The sequence below is a fragment of the Alkalimonas collagenimarina genome (assembly GCF_030717845.1).
Taxonomy (GTDB): domain Bacteria; phylum Pseudomonadota; class Gammaproteobacteria; order Enterobacterales; family Alteromonadaceae; genus Alkalimonas; species Alkalimonas collagenimarina.
In genome coordinates, this window is the sequence record NZ_JAUZVZ010000020.1 from 18,875 (window position 1) to 36,220 (window position 17,346).

Below are 17,346 nucleotides of genomic sequence, written 5' to 3' on the forward strand. Positions count from 1 at the left end.
GGTTTCAGGGGGTAAAAAACCTGCGTAAGTATACTTATCTCGCCTTAATTTGCAACCAAAAGCGGCGTTTTACCGACTAAAGTGACAAAGGCTGCACACTTAATCTGTTAAGGCTTCCAGCTGAATTTTACTGAGTATTTGCTCCAGCTCATCCAAGCTGGAATACGCTATCACCATTTTACCTTTGCCCTTGCGATTGTAATCAATCTGCACCGGCGCAGCTAAGTGCTCGCTTAAACGCTGTTCCAGTGACACCACATCCGGATCTTTCCGGCTGTTTTGTTTTTCAACCGGTGGTTGTTGTAAGCGACGCACCAGACTTTCGGTTTCGCGCACCGTTAATTGTTTTGCCGCCACTTGCCGAGCAGCTTCAGATTGCAACTCATCGTCTAGAGCCAATAAAGCCCGGGCATGGCCCATATCAATATCGCCATGCTCCAGCAGCACTTTGACATCATCATTCAGCAAATTTAACCGCAGCAAGTTGGTGATGCTGGTTCTGGATTTACCAACCGCATCAGCCACTTGCTGATGAGTCAATTCAAACTCTGTCAACAGACGCTCAAGCGCCACCGCTTCTTCCATTGCATTCAGATCTTCACGCTGAATATTTTCAATCAGCGCAATGGCGACGGCGGCTTCATCAGGTACATCCCGAATAATACAAGGGACTTGATCGAGCTGGGCGAGCTGGGCCGCACGCCAACGTCGTTCACCCGCGATTATTTCATACTTATCACTGGCAACTTTACGTACAACGATTGGTTGAATAACACCCTGAGCCCGGATCGACAGCGCCAAATCTTCGAGTGCTTGCTGGGACATGTCTTTACGAGGCTGGTATTTACCTGGTTGTAAAAATTCGATAGCCAGCTTTTGCAGCTCACTTTCTGGCATTTTCGCTGGCGCTGCATCGTCAGGCTGACTTGCTGTCAGAAGTGCATCCAGACCACGACCTAATCCTCGTTTTTTTACCACCATGACGACAAACTTCCTTATGATTCTGCAGTTGCCCCTGAAACACCAGCAGCAGGCTTATGATCGGCACGTCGTAATAATTCACCTGCCAGTGCTAAATAGGCTTTGGCCCCGGTTGAACTCTTATCGTAATACATCACTGGCGAACCAAAGCTAGGCGCTTCGGCCAGACGCACATTCCTCGGGATCACGGTGCGATAGACTTTATCGCCAAAGTGTTGTTTCAATTGCTCTGATACATCAGTCGCCAACCGGTTGCGTGGATCGTACATGGTTCGCAAGATGCCTTCAATTTTTAAATCGGCATTGACCACAGATGCCAATTGACGAATGGTGTCCATCAGAGCTGTCAGCCCTTCCAAAGCATAGTATTCGCATTGCATCGGCACCAACACAGAATCAGCTGCAGCCATAGCATTGACGGTCAGCATGTTAAGCGAGGGGGGACAATCGATAAAAATATAATCGTAGCTATTGCGCCAATTTTTTAAGGCATTTCGCAAACGAAGCTCGCGGGCAAACACATCCATTAACCGAACTTCGGCTGCGGTGACATCCGAGTTGGCTGCAACTAAATGGTAACCGCCACTGGTTTGTTTAACGACCACTTGATCGAGTGGCTTTTCGTCGATGAGCAATTCATAAGCTGTTGCCGGAAGTTCGTACTTATCGACGCCACTACCCATGGTCGCGTTGCCTTGTGGATCCAGATCGATCAATAAAACTTTGCGTTTGGTGGCGGCCATGGACGCAGCCAGATTCACCGCGGTAGTGGTTTTTCCGACCCCACCTTTCTGGTTAGCAATTGCGATGACTTTTCCCACACCAACCCCTTTCTATGCTTGAGTTAAGCTATTATTTTTTCCAGTTCGACCAGATGACGTTCGGCATTCTGCCCGGGCACCTGCAGTGCATGTACAGCCGTTACTCTAACAAAATCCGGCAAAGCTGCAATTTCTTCTTGCACAGCGGCTCCTTTCATTGCCAGAAAGCGCCCTGTTGGTGAAGGCAGATGCCGACACCACTGCACCATATCGGTCATATTAGCAAAAGCGCGACTGATGACTGCGTCATAACCTTGAGCGACCTGATGATCTTCCACCCGACATTGTACCGGCTCAATGTTGGTTAAATTCAGCTGACGTTTCACTTGATTTAAAAAGCGGATGCGCTTACCCAGACTGTCCAGCAACACAAAATGTTTATCCGGATAATAAATGGCCAATGGTACTCCGGGTAAACCAGGACCAGTGCCAACATCGATCACCTGATTGCCATTCAAGTAGGGTGCCACCACCAGACTATCCAGCAGATGGCGGCCAATCATCGCTTTAGGCTCTCGCACTGAAGTTAGATTGTAGGCGCCATTCCATTTGTGCAGCAGCTCGACATACGCCAGCAGTAGCTGTTGTTGCTTCGCCGTGACCGTTAACTCGGTTTTCGCCAGCAAACGGCTTAATTCAGCCTGCAGCATTAGGCCGACTTCCTGAGTAAACCTTGTTTTTTCAAATACACCAACAGCAATGAGATGGCCGCTGGAGTAATGCCAGAAATACGAGACGCCTGACCAACGGTTTCTGGCTGACTGTCATTGAGCTTGGCGATGACTTCGTTGGATAACCCCTTAACAGACTGATAATCAAACTGAGCGGGTAAGCAGGTTAGTTCATGACGTTTTTGCTTGTCGATTTCATCTTGCTGCCGCTCAATGTAGCCTTGGTACTTGATTTGGATTTCCACTTGCTCAGCAGCAGCGGGGGCAATTGAAGCAGCAGCTAAACCATCGATAGCGACCAAATCTGCATAATTAATCTCTGGTCGACGGATCAGTTCTTCTAAGTTGGCTTCTCGACTCAAAGGCGTTTTTAGTAAACGATTGATCGCTTGGCAAGCAGGATGCTGCGGATGGATCCACTGGTTGCGTAAACGCTGACGCTCCTGCTCAATTTGCTCCATTTTCTGATTAAACAGCGCCCAGCGCTTATCGCAAACCAGACCTAGCTCCCGACCCGGACTGGTTAAACGGGCATCGGCATTGTCTTCACGCAGCATTAAACGGTATTCGGCTCTACTGGTGAACATGCGGTAGGGTTCTTTCGTCCCTAGCGTGGTTAAATCGTCGACCAATACGCCCAAATAAGCCTGGGCACGGCCCGGGGTCCAGGCCGATTTTTCCTGCACTTGCAAGGCTGCATTTAACCCAGCCAACAAGCCTTGTGCACCAGCTTCTTCGTAACCGGTAGTGCCATTGATCTGGCCGGCAAAAAACAAGCCTGAAATAAATTTAGTTTCTAACGATTGCTTTAAATCTCGTGGATCAAAGAAATCGTATTCAATGGCATAACCGGGCCGGGTAATGTGTGCGTTTTCAAATCCTTTTATCGAACGAACCAACTCAAGCTGGACATCAAAAGGCAAACTGGTTGAAATACCGTTCGGGTAGACTTCGTGAGTGGTTAACCCTTCAGGCTCAACAAAGATCTGATGTTGATCCTTGTCGGCAAAACGCATGATCTTATCTTCAATTGATGGGCAGTAGCGTGGACCTATGCCTTCAATAACGCCGGAATACATCGGTGAACGATCCAGTCCCCCACGAATCACATCGTGTGTTTTACTATTGGTGTAAGTGATGTAACACGGGATCTGGCGCGGATGATCGGCCACTGACCCCATGTAGGAAAATACCGGCAGTGGTGTATCACCAGGTTGCGGCTGCATCACTGAAAAATCAAGGCTTCTGGCATCAATACGGGGTGGAGTACCCGTTTTTAAGCGATCAACCCGAAAGGGCAATTCACGTAAACGTCTGGCTAGTGCAATGGATGGTGGATCGCCCGCTCTACCGCCGCTGTAGTTTTGCAAACCAATATGGATTTGACCACCAAGAAAAGTACCTGTGGTTAACACCACAGCTTTGGCCATAAAACGAAGCCCCATTTGGGTGACAACGCCTTTAACTTGATCTTGTTCGACGATTAAATCGTCACAGGCTTGCTGAAAAATGACGAGATTAGGTTGATTTTCTAAAGTGGTCCGAACCGCGGCTTTGTACAACAAACGATCGGCTTGCGCTCTGGTTGCCCGTACAGCTGGGCCTTTGGATGCATTCAGCGTTCTGAATTGGATCCCAGCTTGATCTGCAGCTCTAGCCATAACGCCACCCAGAGCATCAATTTCTTTCACCAAATGGCCTTTACCAATACCTCCAATGGCCGGATTGCAAGACATTTGGCCCAGAGTATCCATGTTGTGGGTCAGCAACAGAGTCTGCATGCCCATTCGAGCTGCTGCCAATGCTGCTTCAGTACCAGCGTGACCACCGCCGATCACTATCACATCATAGGTTGTTTGGTATTGCATCTGTGCCTCGATCATGTGAGCTACCAAGCAAAAAGGGCACATATTGTAACCTGAATTAGGCTGTTGACGAAATAGAAATTCAGCATGGATCTTTAAAGATCTTAGAAGATCTAATAAAAGGATCTTTTTAAAGATCTTTTATTACTATTACTACTAAGGATCGCTATATCGGTGAGTAAGTGCTTTTATAAATGCAAGATCAATCGTTTAGGGCAGATCGGATCCTGTGATCAAGCCGCGATCCACTTGGATCTAACTGGTGGATAACCAGTACTTTTATCCACAGGCGGTTTGGATTTTAATTTCATCCATAGGATAAATACAGGTTTAATTAAAGTTATACATGTTTTTATGCACAAAAAATTTTATTTAAGGCGTATGCTGTGTGTAACCTTGTATAGTGGGATCCGTTTGGATCAGTCGTGGGGTAAGCGTGCGAGTAACTCTGGTAACCAGATCAATGCTTGATCTTCTGGTAAATCAGCATCTTGGACATCAATCTCTAGCGAGTCTAATAATGGTTTTGCGCCCAGTTGCTGCAGTAATTGGCTGAAGGTTCGTCCTGCCTGGCAAAAAGTATCGTAACTTGAATCACCTAAAGTGATCACTGCGAATGAAACTGTGGTAAGATCTGGCCGATCTTGTGCTAATCGATCCGCGAAGGGTTGAATATTATCAGGCAGATCCCCTGCGCCATAAGTGGAGGTGATCAATAACCAGTTCGTTGAATTGGCAATTTGATCCAAATCGGGAGTCAGTTGAAGTGTAACTTCATAACCACCCAATACCATTGTTTCCGCAACCTGTTCTGCCACATATTCCGCTGCACCCATCTGGCTGCCAACGAGGATTTGGATCATGATTCATTCCTTTTTTTGCTGGATGTTTGACTATACTACAATTGGAAGATGATTTGACCATGCAATGGGCATGGCCAAATTTTTGGTGTTTTTACTCAGTGCAGGCGAAGTAAAAACCAGAATAGCACGTTAATGTTGCCTGCCTTTGTGTATTGAGGTTTTATTGTATATGTCTGAAGTGACATCATTTGCTGAGTTGAATTTACCAGAACCGTTGTTAAAAGCGGTTGCAGAACTGGGGTATGAAACTCCTTCGCCTATTCAGGCGGAATCTATCCCTAAGTTACTGTCTGGCGCTGATCTGTTGGGTCAGGCCCAAACCGGTACCGGCAAAACTGCAGCCTTTGCGCTGCCTTTACTGGCCCGCTTGGATGCTGGTCAACGTGAGCCGCAAATTTTGGTGTTAGCTCCAACCCGAGAGCTGGCCATTCAGGTGGCAGAAGCTTTTCAATCCTACGCCAAGTATTTGCCGCAATTCCATGTATTGCCAATCTATGGTGGCCAGAGCTACAGCAATCAATTGCGTTCTTTAAAGCGCGGTTGTCAGGTGGTAGTAGGCACACCTGGCCGTATTATGGACCACTTGGATCGCGGTACCTTGGTGCTGGATAAACTAAAAGCCATTGTGTTGGACGAAGCCGATGAGATGTTGCGTATGGGCTTTATCGATGATGTGCAGGTGATCATGGATAAGACACCGCCAGGCCGTCAGGTGGCTATGTTCTCTGCCACGATGCCGACACAAATTCGTGCTATTGCTCAGAAGCATTTAAGCAATGCTCATGAGATAAAAATTGTTACCAAAACCAGTACGGTTGAACGCATTAGCCAACGCTTTGTTATGTTAGAAAATAATCAAAAGCTGGATGCCTTAACCCGCTTGCTGGAAGGTGAAGATTACGATGCCAGTATCGTATTTGTTCGAACCAAAAGTGCTACCGAAGAAATAGCTGTGAAATTGGGCGCCCGTGGTTATGCTGTGGCGAGCCTGAATGGTGATATGAACCAAACGCATCGTGAGCAAACCATTCGCCGTATCAAAGATGGTCAGTTGGATGTAGTAGTGGCGACCGATGTAGCTGCTCGTGGTTTGGATGTTGAGCGTATTAGTTTAGTCGTTAACTACGATATTCCGTATGATAGCGAAGCCTATGTGCATCGTATTGGCCGTACTGGCCGTGCAGGTCGTGAAGGTAAAGCGATTTTGTTTGTCTCACCACGTGAGCGTCGTTTGTTGCGGAGCATTGAGCATGCAACGCGTCAGCCGATTGAAAAAATGGCATTGCCTACAGGTGCTGTCATTGAGCAACGCCGTATTCAAAACTTCCGTGCTGAATTGGCTCAGGCCAACGAAACGCAAGATCTTAGCTTTTATCAGGAACTGATTGGACAATGGCAAGAGTCGCTTGAATGCACTGATAAAGAATTGGCTGCTGCTTTATTGTATTTAGCGCAAAAAGATCAACCGCTCAATGTTGCCTCACAATTTCCGGAAATCCGTGAACCTCAAGGCAAGCGCGAACGTGAGCAACGTAATGATCGTCCACGTCGTGATAACGCTGAGCGACCAAGCCGCTCAGATCGCCCTGATCGTGCGCCTCGTCAGCGTCGTGAAATGCAAGGAGACTTTAATACCTATCGTATTGAAGTGGGCAAAGAGCATGGCGTGAGAGCGGGGGATATTGTTGGTGCTATTGCCAATGAAGCCAATATTGATAGTCAGTTTATCGGCAACATTAAGCTGCATGATCAGTTTAGTACTGTTGAATTACCGGCTAATATTCCAGCTGAAATTTTTCAGCACCTGAAGAAGGTCTATGTTCGTAAGCAGAAGCTGAATATTACCGTTGATAAAGCGGGTTCGACAGGTGCCGCTGCCCGTCCTGAACGCAAAGGTCCGGGCCCACGCCCTGGTGCCGCACCAAAGCGTCGCCCAAGCTAACAGCAAAACGGGTTATGATTAAAAAATCCTGCCTTTTCCGGCAGGATTTTTTTTAGCTGAATAACTGCAATAACTCATCGGCATTGCCTTGCCAGACTCCTTCTGCCCGACCACTAAATAGCGTATCAGCTAAGGCTTGTTTTTGTTGTTGCAGCACTTGGATCTTTTGCTCAACCGTGTCTTTTGCAATGAGTTTATACACAAACACTCGCTTGTCCTGACCAATACGATGGGCCCGATCGGTAGCCTGTTGCATCACGGCTGGATTCCACCAGGGGTCGTAATGAATGACGGTATCGGCTGCAGTTAAATTTAAGCCGGTGCCTCCGGCTTTTAAGCTCACCAGAAACAGTGGCACATCACCTTGCTGAAATGCATCAATTTGCTGTTGCCGTTTTTTGGTTTGGCCGGTTAATTTAGCGTAAGGGATCCCCAGTTGTTGAATGGCTTCTTCAATCAGTGCCAACATGCTGGTGAATTGACTGAATAGAATAATTTTACGGCCTTCTTCAATCATTTCTGGCAAATTTTCTTGCAGCCAAATTAATTTCGCACTGGTTTGTACTTTTTGGGCACTTTCTAGTTTCACTAGCCTTGCATCACAACATACCTGCCGTAATTTTAATAAGGCATCGAGAAATTCAATTTGGCTCTTGGCCATGCCTTTTTCAGCAAACAACTGGCGAATACGACTTTCCATACTCAGGCGAATGCTATCGTACAGCTGGCGTTGATCCTGATCGAGCTCCAGCAATTGTTCAATTTCAACTTTATCTGGCAACTCGCTCATCACCTGAGATTTGGTTCGTCTAAGCATAAACGGAGCGACCCGCTGCCGTAATTCAACGGCGCGACTGCTCTGTTGCTCACGCTCAATCGGTTTTTTAAATTGATTACGAAAAAATGCATCCGTGCCAAGCAAGCCCGGTAAGGCAAAATCAAACAGCGACTTTAGTTCACCCAAATGGTTTTCAAGCGGAGTACCTGAAAGGCAGAGTTTGAAATTGGCGCGCAGTTTACGAATAGCCGCTGTAGTTTGACTGCGACTGTTTTTAATTTGCTGCGCTTCATCCAGAATAATGTGACTGAACGGTCTGGCCTGATAATGCTTCATATCACGAGCGACCAATGGGTAGGTGGTGATGATGAGATCGGCGGTATCGAGCTCTACCAGTTCTTTACTCCGCTGTTGGCCATGGATCACTAACACCTTGAGTGCCGGTGTGAAGCGTTGAGTTTCCTGTTGCCAGTTACCAATCAGACTGGTTGGGCAGATCACCATAGCGGAAAAACCATCGGGTTTTATTTGTTTTTGGTGCAATAAAAAGGCCAGCGTTTGCAAGGTTTTACCCAGCCCCATATCATCGGCCAGAATGCCACCAAAGCCATAATGTTGTAAAAACTGTAGCCAGTTTAACCCTTGTTGCTGGTAGGGCCGCAATTCTGCTTGTAGTCCTTCCGGGGCAGGCACCGGCTCGATACCGCTAAAATTTTGCAACCTTTCACTCAGATGACGGATATGATCGGCACTGGTGAAGGTGATGTGCTGCTCGGGCAATTGCTGCAACAGTTGGCTTCGATGAATGGGTAGACGTAGTTTTTTTTGCTCATCACCTTGCTGCATAAATTCGAGCAAAGTACTGAACAACGGTTGCAGCTGCTCCGCAGATAAACGCAAGGTTTTGCCATCAGGCAGGGGGAGCCAGAGTATAGCCTCGCTGTCAGGCTCACCATGCTGATGCAGCCATTGTTGCACCAAGGGCAGGATAGGTACCGCTTCCTGATTGACCTGTACGGTCATATCCAGTTTAAACCAGCCTGGTTCATCGCTGGTGACTTCCAACTCGGTGTCAGCATCAATGATACCCAGATCAAAACTCTGGCTCTGACGAACTTGCCAGCCTTGTTGTTGCAACCAGGGAATGTCTTGCTCGATAAAGCCCAGCCAACTTTGTGGTGTATCATCGATAACACTGAAGCATTGAACTGGTTCTGTGCTATTTGGTTTCAATGGATAAAGTTGGCACTCACTTAGTTGTTGTTGAGCAGTCTGCTCCAATGCCAGATTGCGCTCAATGGCATAATGTTGTTGCCCCTGACAATGATGGCTGATGTGGTCTTGCTCAGATTGAGCCGGGTTGAGCTCAAGTGGACCATAACCAAATATCAGTTTGGCGACCGGACCTGATTTTCCACGGCCATCGGGTTGCATGGTCAAGATAAGTTTGGCAACCGGATCTTGATGGATCTGCTTTATTTCTATGTCATCTGGTGCCGGTATGGCTGTGCTTTCCAAGGCTTGTTGCATACTAAACCAGACATGAGCCAATTCATCATCAGGTACTGCAGGCATATGCAGTAAATGCTGCAGTTGTTCACCGCCAAGCTGAGTTTCAATCAGACCGATACGCCGCTGTTTGGCATCCAGATACATTGGGGGTGTGGTATCAATCAATTGCCACTTATCCAGCCCTTCGATGCTCACTTGAAGTTGACGCTGGTCGCTCGCTTGTTGCCAGTTTAGTTGCAGCGGTAAGCTGGGGCCACGCTCAATCGGTGCTTGCACACTTTGCAAGAAGCAACGACCACTTTGCAGGATGCTCTCTAGCGCCAACGCGCCCCATTGTTCTTTCAACAACAGTTGGCCAAAGCGGTTTTGGCTGCTGATCAGGCTGAGTAAACGAAAATCTTCACTGCATCCCCAGTGAGGAATGTAACCTTGACGAAAGTCATGCTCGCTGAGCAAGCTGCCCTGTCCATAGCCACCTTTTTTCAGGCGGCGGGCCCGACGAGGCGACATGGCTAAACCCTGATTAGTCATTTCCAGGATATACAGCACTCGATCTTTGTAATCAAAATCTGGTGCCAGTTGATCAGCCTGTTGCAGTGTGTGCAACCATTGATGCAGTTTGGCTTGTTGCTGCTGACCCATTTCCTGCTGTTGCTGGATGACTTTTAGCAAGACCGCCAGAGTGTGTTTGCAGTTACTACGTACTGGACAGCTGCAGCGAGCATCCAATTGCCAATCATTGCCATTGCGCTGTAGACGAATTTTTTGCCGGTACGGGATCAAGGAGTTGCCCCAAACCTGAGCTTCTATCTTGGCAAAATTCTCGTCGTGTTCAACACGAAACACTTTGTTTTGCTGCAGATAACTGAGGGCACGTTGGTGCACCGCCGGGCCATAACGCAGGATCAGCTCTTGCTCGGAAAGTGGAAACTCAATGGAGGTGTGCTCTGGCATTCGGTTCCTGTCAGCATTTTTACGCAAACGGGTATTGTAACGGTTTTAGCCGCTTGACCCCAGCGCTTTGCATAAAAATGCCACTAAAGTTTTGCTCAAAAGTACTCAGCTACAGGGCCAATCGGCTGCATCGACCCAGTCCAGCGCCGAATGCGCCTTTCCACCGTTCCAACGTTTGATAAAGCTGCCATCGGCATCATAACGGCTTTGTTGTTTGGCTATATCAAAGTGTCGCTGACCTCGAGGGTCGACACCAACACCTGCCAGATATTGCCAATTGCCCCAGTTCACTGCTACATCGTAATCGATCAGTTGTTGCTCAAACCAGGCAGCACCATAGCGCCAGTCCAGTTGCAGCTCGTTGACAAAGCAACTGGCGACAATCTGCCTGCCTCGATTTGATAGATATCCGGTGTCGTTCAATTGATGCATGCAGGCATTGACCAAAGGATAGGGCGTATTGCCAGCACACCAGGCTCGAAAACGCTGTGGATAAAAACTGGTGTGTAAGGAGTGCTGCGTTTTAATGCCATGGCGTAAAAACAATTGCTTGCCAAAGCAGTGGCTATACCAATGGAAGTACTCGCGCCATAGCAACTCAAAGTAAATCCAGTAAGTGGAGTCATTCTGGCCATGTTGTGTTTCGTAATCATTTAACGCCGAGATAACTTGCCGTGGTGAGATGCAACCACTGGCCAGCCAAGCTGAAAATTTGGTTGAGTTGGTAAAGCCGTCCAATTCATTTCGTACTTCTTTGTAATGGCTAGCTAAACTCCCTTTGAAATACTGCTGAAGATGCTGCTGACCACTGGCTTCACCGCCATACATTATGGGTTGTAACCAGTGAGGATAAGCGGGTAAGTCGGCGCACAAGGCATCTTTCACCGGGCTAACAGGAATATGAGTTGGTGCCTGTTGTGCTGGCAGCACCTTTAAGCGCTCGGCCAGTTTGCGAAATTGGCTGAAACTGGCGGGTAGTTCGTGCAACGGAAACGGCAATTGTTGTTGCTCGAATAAGGTGTTGCTGTCGATCTCCGAATAATGCAGATAAGGAAAGCGAGACTGGATTTGTTGCCACTGTTGTTGCTCATAAAACCCCGGTTGACGGCTACGATAAATGGCATCGACTTCATAGTGACTGATCAGCTCACTGATGGCTTGTACCGGGGATTGAAAACGGATCAGCAGTTGCTGACCACCTTGTTTCAGTTGCTGTTGAAGCTCCTGCACACTATCCAGTACAAAGCGCCAGCGCTGCGAGCCCATGCGCTTGCTATTATAGTGGCCGGGTGAAAACCAACCCGGTTCGGCGCAATACACCATAATAAGCTGCGTGCATTGCTGACAGGCGGTCAGTAAGGCGGAGTTATCGCTTAACCGTAAATCCTGCTGAAACCAAAATAGTCCGACTTTGTGCATAGTTACTACTTCACTTCTTCATCACTTCGTTGCTTTTTTTACGCTCAGAACGGTTGAGCAGACCAAACTGATTTGGAGCTGATGATCACTATGCTAACCTAAGTAACAGAGATGATTAAACATGCGGGAAAGGATAGATATGGCTGTGATGAAAACAATGCTGCTCAGCAGTATGCTGGTAGTATCTGTGCAGGTACAAGCTTATGGATGGTCCGGGCCTGAGCCTTTTCGGCTGGAAAGGTTGGATGGCCGCAGCTTTATGCTGAATGAAGAAAGCTTTTTGCACCGTTCTAGTTTTCAAGCCATGCCGGTAGTTCGGATGCAAGATACATGGGCTGATGATGGCTGGTATGGTACGGCTGGTAGCACCCGCAGCCGTGAGTTTTATGTTCAGTCCCATCTGCAAAAGCGGGTTCAATTTGATGTGCCGATGTTTGTCGGCGTCCGTTTTCGTCGTGATGAAGACCTGGATGGTCGTTTTGACCGCACTTTATTTGGCAGCGGCTACGCTAGTGCTGATGGCCGGTTGGAGCTGGGTGTATGGGGTGATGTACAAGGCAGTAAGGAACAGATTGATCTTCAGGTTGAGGGCGTTTGGCGGCCACGGGCGAATCAATGGCTGCGAGCGACTGTTATTTCTCCCGATGCGATGTACAACAGTAAAACCTATGACAGCAGCTTCTACCAGCGTAAACCCTTAACCTTGCATCTGGCGGCAGGAACGTCCTTTGCCGCAGGCCAACAGCTGTACGGCTTTACCAATCTGAATCGGCAAATGGAGTACCATCAGCCTGAGTTGGAGCAGCAATGGACGGATAAGCAGTACTCTGCAGGTATTGGTTGGTTGCTGCCTGTTTCAGCGAACTGGCAGATCGGGCTACAAAGTCAGGGACTTTATGGCCTGCGCCAACAACTTCAGGGCGACGCATTGGTGCTGCAACTGCGCCGACAGTTTTCCGATACCAGCCTGGAGTTGCAATCACGGCAGTCGCAACGTATTGATTATTGGGGTGGTGTACGCTACCTGACGTTACGAGAGCAGGATCAGACTCAGCTTACCCAGCTACAGATGTTGGAACAGCGCGATGAGTGGATGCTTTATGGCGGCTTTGCCTGGAACTGGCGTGATTGGATCCGCCTGAAACCTGCTTTAATGCTCAGTTATGCCGATATCAAAGGGCAAAGACCGGATGATGACGAACCGCTTGATTTCAGTGGCATCATGGCGAAGTTAGTGCCTATGGTGGAGTTCTTGTTGCATCAACAAAGTGGCGCTGTGATCCGGGTCAACCCAACAATAGAGTTGCACAATTTATCTTTCGGTGGGGGCAATGTGCAGGTACATATCCCGTTTTAAGCGATAATACTGATACCCGGTTATCTGAATCAGCTACTATGTAGGCCATGATTTATTTCCCGATACAGAAACTGGAAAATATCCGCCCCAATAAATCATCGGAGCTAAACTCACCGGTGATTTCGTTCAGATGCTGCTGGGTTAGGCGTAGTTCTTCAGCCAGAATTTCCCCTGCGATGTAGCTGTGCAGCTGGTCTTGCCCCGTTGATAAGTGCTCGCTGGCCCGTTCCAGGGCATCCAAGTGGCGGCGTCGAGCCAGAAAGCTGCCCTCGGTGTTGCCTTCAAAACCCATGCATTGTTTTAAGTGCTCGCGCAGCGCATCAATGCCAGCACCCGTTTTTGCCGATAACCGAAACACCGGTACGGCGCTTTCAAGGTCAGCTTGCATTGGTTCACTGGTCAGGTCGGCTTTATTGCGAATGACGGTGATGCCTAATTTGGCGGGTAAGCGATCGATAAAGTCTGGCCAGATGGCATGGGGGTCGGTGGCATCGGTGGTGGTGCCATCCACCATAAAGAGCACGCGGTCGGCTTGCTCAATTTCCTGCCAGGCCCGCTCGATACCTATTTGTTCGACCTGATCGTTGGCTTCACGCAGCCCTGCTGTGTCGATAATATGCAGTGGCATACCATCGACATGGATGTGTTCGCGCAGTACGTCACGAGTGGTACCAGCTATCTCTGTGACGATAGCGGCCTCACGCCCGGCCAAAGCGTTCAGCAAACTGGATTTTCCGGCATTGGGCCGGCCTGCAATAACCACCCGCATGCCTTCGCGCAGGATACTGCCTTGCATGGCCTGACGGCGTATGGTGGCTAAATCGTTGATGATATCCGCTAAGTCTGCTGCCACCTTACCATCGGACAGAAAATCAATTTCTTCATCAGGAAAGTCGATGGCTGCTTCAACATAAATACGCAGATGAATGACCTTTTCCACCAATGCGTGAATACGGGCAGAGAATTCGCCCTGCAGTGAATGCATGGCGGAACGGGCAGCCTGTTCAGAGCTGGCATCGATTAAATCAGCAATGGCTTCGGCCTGAGCCAGATCCAACTTGTCGTTCAAGAAGGCGCGCTCACTAAATTCACCCGGGCGGGCAATGCGCACAGCGGGCAGGGCAAGTACCTGTTGTAGCAGCATATCCAGCAATACCGGGCCTCCATGCCCTTGCAGTTCAAGGACATCTTCGCCGGTAAAGGAATTAGGGCCGGGGAAGTACAGAGCAATGCCTTGATCCAAGACCTGTTTCTGCTGGTCAAAAAACGGCAGGTACTCGGCATAGCGTGCTTTAGGCAGCTTGTGCAGTATCGCCTGAGCAACGGTTTGGGTAGCCGGGCCGGAGATACGGATAATACCGACGCCGGCCCGGCCGGGAGCGGTGGCTAAAGCGGCGATGGTATCGGTGTTAAACATGATTGCCTCTTAATCGAAAAAGCCTGTTGCAGTTGGCAAACAGGCTTAAGGTATTACTGTCAGGGTATGATGCTCACCATACCCTGATTTTGCGGTCAGATTAAGCTTTCTTGCTATGCAAGCCTTTCTTTTCCATACCTTTGTAGATATACAGCATCTGTGCCAGTGAGATCAGGTTGCTGACCAGCCAGTACAGCACCAAGCCACTTGGGAACCAGATAAAGAACACGGAGAAAGCAACCGGCATCCACATCATCAGCTTGCGCTGCATTGGGTCAGTGACCGTCATCGGTGTCAGCTTTTGCATCATAAACATGCTCAGACCAAACAGCACCGGTAAAATGTACCATGGGTCTGGTGCCGACAAGTCCTGGATCCAAAGCATAAAGGGTGCATGGCGTATTTCGACACTTTCCACGAACACCCAGTACAATGCCAGGAAAATAGGCATTTGCAGCAACAAAGGTAAGCAGCCGCCCATCGGGTTGACTTTCTCTTTGCGGTACAGCTCCATCATGGCCGGGCCAAGTTTCTGCCGGTCGTCTTTGTAGCGAGCCTGCAACTCCTCAATCTTCGGCTTCAAATTACGCATCTTCGCCATGGATTCGTACTGAATTTTAGTCAGCGGGTACATCAAGCCTTTCAGTATGATGGTGATGCAGATAATGGCTACACCCCAGTTAACCACAAAACCCTGAATTAAGGTCAGTAACCAGAATAAAGGTTGCGATATAAAAAACAGGAAACCGTAATCAACCGTTAGGTCGAGGCCATTGGCTAGCTCCGCCAGGTTATCCTGGGTTTTGGGGCCAGCATAAAAGGTAGCTGCAATGGTGGTTTGTTCACCTGGCGCCAGTTGAACTACAGGACCAAGAGTTCCTATTACGCCTCTGCCACGATTCTCCCGGCTGTAAATTTGATTGTTTTGATGTTGATCTGGGATCCAGGCCGCGACAAAGTAATGCTCCAGCATGGCAGCCCAGCCACCTACCGTTGGGATCGACAGGTTGCGTTTTTGCATGTCTGAAAACTTGTATTTTTTATAGCGATCGTCCTGACTGCCATAGGCAGCGCCGCGATAAATAGGCATAAAGAAGCTACTGTCTTTGCCCTCAATGCTTTGCATCAGGTGTTGATAGTTTTGCACCACCCGTACTTCATCCGATTGGTTATGCACCAGATATTCTAAACCGATATCGTACTGGCCCGGACGGAAAATAAAGCGCTTTTCAATCAGCAAGCCATCACGCTCGTAGGTGAGCGGCACGATTAGTTCTTGCTGACCATCGGCCAGGCGATAACTCAACTGACTGCTTTGATACACCGGACGGCCTTCGCTACTGCGGCTATCATCTGGCCCATGGGTACCAATTAAGCCTGATTCGGCAATGTACTCAAAGCCAGTCACACGGCGCATCATGACGTATGGTGTGCCACTGTCTTTGGTTTGCTCGTACTGTGGCAGTTTCAGGCCAACAATATCACCACCACGGGTGTTAATTTCCAGCTGCAATACATCGGTTTCAACCTGAATGAGTTGCTGCCGCTGAGCCGTTGTGGTTGTGGGCGTTATCTCAGCGACCGGTTGAGAGCCAAACTCGTCCGAGGTCAGTTGCAAATCGCCAGAATCGATACGGTCTTGTTGTTCAGCTTGAGGCTGGCTGGCGACAGGCTTTTCTCCATAGTCTTTGTGCCATTGTTGCCACAGCAAAAAACTGACGAAAGCGAGCGCGATGATTAAAATACTACGTTGCGAGTCCATAGGTTAGCTTTTCTCATTGTGCTTTTCAGGAACGGGATCGTGACCCCCAGAGTGTAAGGGGTGACATTTTAATAGACGTTTCGCTGCTAACCAAGACCCTTTGAGCACACCAAATCGAGTGATGGCCTCAACGGCATAATGGGAGCAACTTGGGTGGAAGCGGCAACTGGGTCCAAACAATGGGCTGAGCAGCGTTTGATAGCCACGCAGCATAGTCAGGACTAAGCGTTGTAATGGCGACAAATTTTGTTCCATATCCGCTCCAATTGAGTTCTCAGCTCTTCATTTTCTGTGGCACTGATTTGCCCTTTTACCATCACCACCAAATCGATATTAGGCAGCCGATGTTGTTGCAAGCGAAAACTTTCACGGATACAGCGTTTGATCCGGTTGCGTTGCACGGCTAATTTAACACGTTTTTTTGCGATGATCAGACCTAATCGGGGATTAGTTCGGTCGGTAGGGGTACAGAGTATAGTAAACAGAGGGGACCCAGCCCGAAAAGGCTGTTGGAAGACCTGATTAAATTCGCCAGGAGTTAACAGGCGTAACTCCCTGCCGAATTTAAAATTGCGCACGCAGCACTTAAACTGTCGAATTAGACAGCTAAGCGCTTACGGCCTTTAGCACGACGACGTGCCAGGACCTGACGACCATTTTTGGTAGCCATGCGAGCACGGAAACCATGTACACGCTTACGTTTTAATACGCTGGGTTGAAATGTTCTTTTGCTCATAAACTTGTCCGTCCGCTTGAAATAACACTAAAGTTGACTGCTCTGTTTTAGTATTACCTCAGTGATACACCAAAACACAGTTGATAAAAATGAGCGCGAATTTTACGTAGTCTGGCTGACAAAGTCAATGCGATCCTGACGATTATCTCGACAGATCCTTTACGCTATTGGTAATTAATAATGGTTTTCCACAGGCGTGGTGGCTTTGTCTGAATAAAGTGTGTACAAATACCAAGAAAGCCAGCGTTGAACTGATCAGTTCACCGGT

14 protein-coding genes are annotated in these 17,346 nt (G+C 48.5%); 2 read left to right on the top strand and 12 right to left on the bottom strand.

The window, feature by feature from the left end; genetic code table 11:
• Positions 1 to 99: 99 nt before the first annotated feature.
• The 5 genes from Q3O60_RS13170 to mioC all read right to left on the bottom strand — a co-directional run bounded on the left by Q3O60_RS13170 (position 100) and on the right by mioC (position 5,201).
• Positions 100 to 981 (bottom strand): ParB/RepB/Spo0J family partition protein, encoded by an 882-nt coding sequence (locus Q3O60_RS13170; protein ID WP_305894408.1) that lies wholly within the window; start codon positions 979 to 981, stop codon positions 100 to 102.
• 14 nt (positions 982 to 995) lie between these two features.
• On the bottom strand, positions 996 to 1,802 hold the full coding sequence (locus Q3O60_RS13175; protein ID WP_305894409.1) for a ParA family protein: 807 nt from the start codon (positions 1,800 to 1,802) through the stop codon (positions 996 to 998).
• Between the two features lie 23 nt (positions 1,803 to 1,825).
• Positions 1,826 to 2,452 (bottom strand): 16S rRNA (guanine(527)-N(7))-methyltransferase RsmG, encoded by a 627-nt coding sequence (gene rsmG / locus Q3O60_RS13180; protein ID WP_305894410.1) that lies wholly within the window; start codon positions 2,450 to 2,452, stop codon positions 1,826 to 1,828.
• Positions 2,452 to 4,341 (bottom strand): tRNA uridine-5-carboxymethylaminomethyl(34) synthesis enzyme MnmG, encoded by a 1,890-nt coding sequence (gene mnmG, locus Q3O60_RS13185; protein ID WP_305894452.1) that lies wholly within the window; start codon positions 4,339 to 4,341, stop codon positions 2,452 to 2,454. The genes rsmG and mnmG overlap by 1 nt, the downstream gene beginning before the upstream one ends.
• Positions 4,342 to 4,757: 416 nt before the next feature.
• Complete coding sequence (mioC, locus tag Q3O60_RS13190; RefSeq protein WP_305894411.1) at positions 4,758 to 5,201, bottom strand: FMN-binding protein MioC; 444 nt, start codon at positions 5,199 to 5,201, stop codon at positions 4,758 to 4,760.
• Between the two features lie 169 nt (positions 5,202 to 5,370).
• Here mioC and Q3O60_RS13195 point away from each other — a divergent pair, with 169 nt between their 5' ends.
• Positions 5,371 to 7,143 carry a DEAD/DEAH box helicase gene (locus Q3O60_RS13195; RefSeq protein WP_305894412.1) on the top strand — a complete coding sequence of 591 codons (1,773 nt, stop codon included), beginning with the start codon at positions 5,371 to 5,373 and terminating at the stop codon, positions 7,141 to 7,143.
• Positions 7,144 to 7,195: 52 nt separating this feature from the next.
• Here Q3O60_RS13195 and Q3O60_RS13200 read toward each other — a convergent pair whose 3' ends face one another.
• Complete coding sequence (locus Q3O60_RS13200) at positions 7,196 to 10,387, bottom strand: DEAD/DEAH box helicase (protein WP_305894413.1); 3,192 nt, start codon at positions 10,385 to 10,387, stop codon at positions 7,196 to 7,198.
• A 105-nt stretch (positions 10,388 to 10,492) separates the two neighbouring features.
• Complete coding sequence (locus Q3O60_RS13205; RefSeq protein WP_305894414.1) at positions 10,493 to 11,806, bottom strand: DASH family cryptochrome; 1,314 nt, start codon at positions 11,804 to 11,806, stop codon at positions 10,493 to 10,495.
• A gap of 139 nt (positions 11,807 to 11,945) precedes the next feature.
• Here Q3O60_RS13205 and Q3O60_RS13210 point away from each other — a divergent pair, with 139 nt between their 5' ends.
• On the top strand, positions 11,946 to 13,163 hold the full coding sequence (locus Q3O60_RS13210; RefSeq protein ID WP_305894415.1) for a hypothetical protein: 1,218 nt from the start codon (positions 11,946 to 11,948) through the stop codon (positions 13,161 to 13,163).
• Positions 13,164 to 13,215: 52 nt separating this feature from the next.
• Here Q3O60_RS13210 and mnmE read toward each other — a convergent pair whose 3' ends face one another.
• The 5 genes from mnmE to rpmH form a co-directional block, all read right to left on the bottom strand.
• The gene (mnmE, locus tag Q3O60_RS13215; RefSeq protein WP_305894416.1) at positions 13,216 to 14,580 is read right to left on the bottom strand and encodes a tRNA uridine-5-carboxymethylaminomethyl(34) synthesis GTPase MnmE; all 1,365 of its coding nucleotides are present in this window, start codon (positions 14,578 to 14,580) and stop codon (positions 13,216 to 13,218) included.
• A 100-nt stretch (positions 14,581 to 14,680) separates the two neighbouring features.
• On the bottom strand, positions 14,681 to 16,342 hold the full coding sequence (gene yidC, locus Q3O60_RS13220; protein WP_305894417.1) for a membrane protein insertase YidC: 1,662 nt from the start codon (positions 16,340 to 16,342) through the stop codon (positions 14,681 to 14,683).
• A 3-nt stretch (positions 16,343 to 16,345) separates the two neighbouring features.
• On the bottom strand, positions 16,346 to 16,597 hold the full coding sequence (gene yidD, locus Q3O60_RS13225) for a membrane protein insertion efficiency factor YidD (RefSeq protein ID WP_305894418.1): 252 nt from the start codon (positions 16,595 to 16,597) through the stop codon (positions 16,346 to 16,348).
• Positions 16,564 to 16,920 carry a ribonuclease P protein component gene (gene rnpA, locus Q3O60_RS13230; protein ID WP_305894419.1) on the bottom strand — a complete coding sequence of 119 codons (357 nt, stop codon included), beginning with the start codon at positions 16,918 to 16,920 and terminating at the stop codon, positions 16,564 to 16,566. Before rnpA ends, yidD begins: the two co-directional genes overlap by 34 nt.
• A 20-nt stretch (positions 16,921 to 16,940) precedes the next feature.
• Positions 16,941 to 17,078 (bottom strand): 50S ribosomal protein L34, encoded by a 138-nt coding sequence (gene rpmH / locus Q3O60_RS13235; RefSeq protein WP_091342706.1) that lies wholly within the window; start codon positions 17,076 to 17,078, stop codon positions 16,941 to 16,943.
• Positions 17,079 to 17,346 lie beyond the last annotated feature (268 nt).

Excerpts from the sequence above, each read along its gene's own strand:
- Q3O60_RS13170 (WP_305894408.1), bottom strand. The coding sequence starts at position 981 with ATGGTGGTAAAAAAACGAGGATTAGGTCGTGGTCTGGATGCACTTCTG.
- mioC (WP_305894411.1), bottom strand. The coding sequence starts at position 5,201 with ATGATCCAAATCCTCGTTGGCAGCCAGATGGGTGCAGCGGAATATGTG.
- rpmH (WP_091342706.1), bottom strand. The coding sequence starts at position 17,078 with ATGAGCAAAAGAACATTTCAACCCAGCGTATTAAAACGTAAGCGTGTA.
- Q3O60_RS13200 (WP_305894413.1), bottom strand. The coding sequence starts at position 10,387 with ATGCCAGAGCACACCTCCATTGAGTTTCCACTTTCCGAGCAAGAGCTG.
- Q3O60_RS13205 (WP_305894414.1), bottom strand. The coding sequence starts at position 11,806 with ATGCACAAAGTCGGACTATTTTGGTTTCAGCAGGATTTACGGTTAAGC.
- Q3O60_RS13195 (WP_305894412.1), top strand. The coding sequence starts at position 5,371 with ATGTCTGAAGTGACATCATTTGCTGAGTTGAATTTACCAGAACCGTTG.
- mnmE (WP_305894416.1), bottom strand. The coding sequence starts at position 14,580 with ATGTTTAACACCGATACCATCGCCGCTTTAGCCACCGCTCCCGGCCGG.
- Q3O60_RS13210 (WP_305894415.1), top strand. The coding sequence starts at position 11,946 with ATGGCTGTGATGAAAACAATGCTGCTCAGCAGTATGCTGGTAGTATCT.
- rsmG (WP_305894410.1), bottom strand. The coding sequence starts at position 2,452 with ATGCTGCAGGCTGAATTAAGCCGTTTGCTGGCGAAAACCGAGTTAACG.
- yidD (WP_305894418.1), bottom strand. The coding sequence starts at position 16,597 with ATGGAACAAAATTTGTCGCCATTACAACGCTTAGTCCTGACTATGCTG.
- mnmG (WP_305894452.1), bottom strand. The coding sequence starts at position 4,341 with ATGCAATACCAAACAACCTATGATGTGATAGTGATCGGCGGTGGTCAC.
- yidC (WP_305894417.1), bottom strand. The coding sequence starts at position 16,342 with ATGGACTCGCAACGTAGTATTTTAATCATCGCGCTCGCTTTCGTCAGT.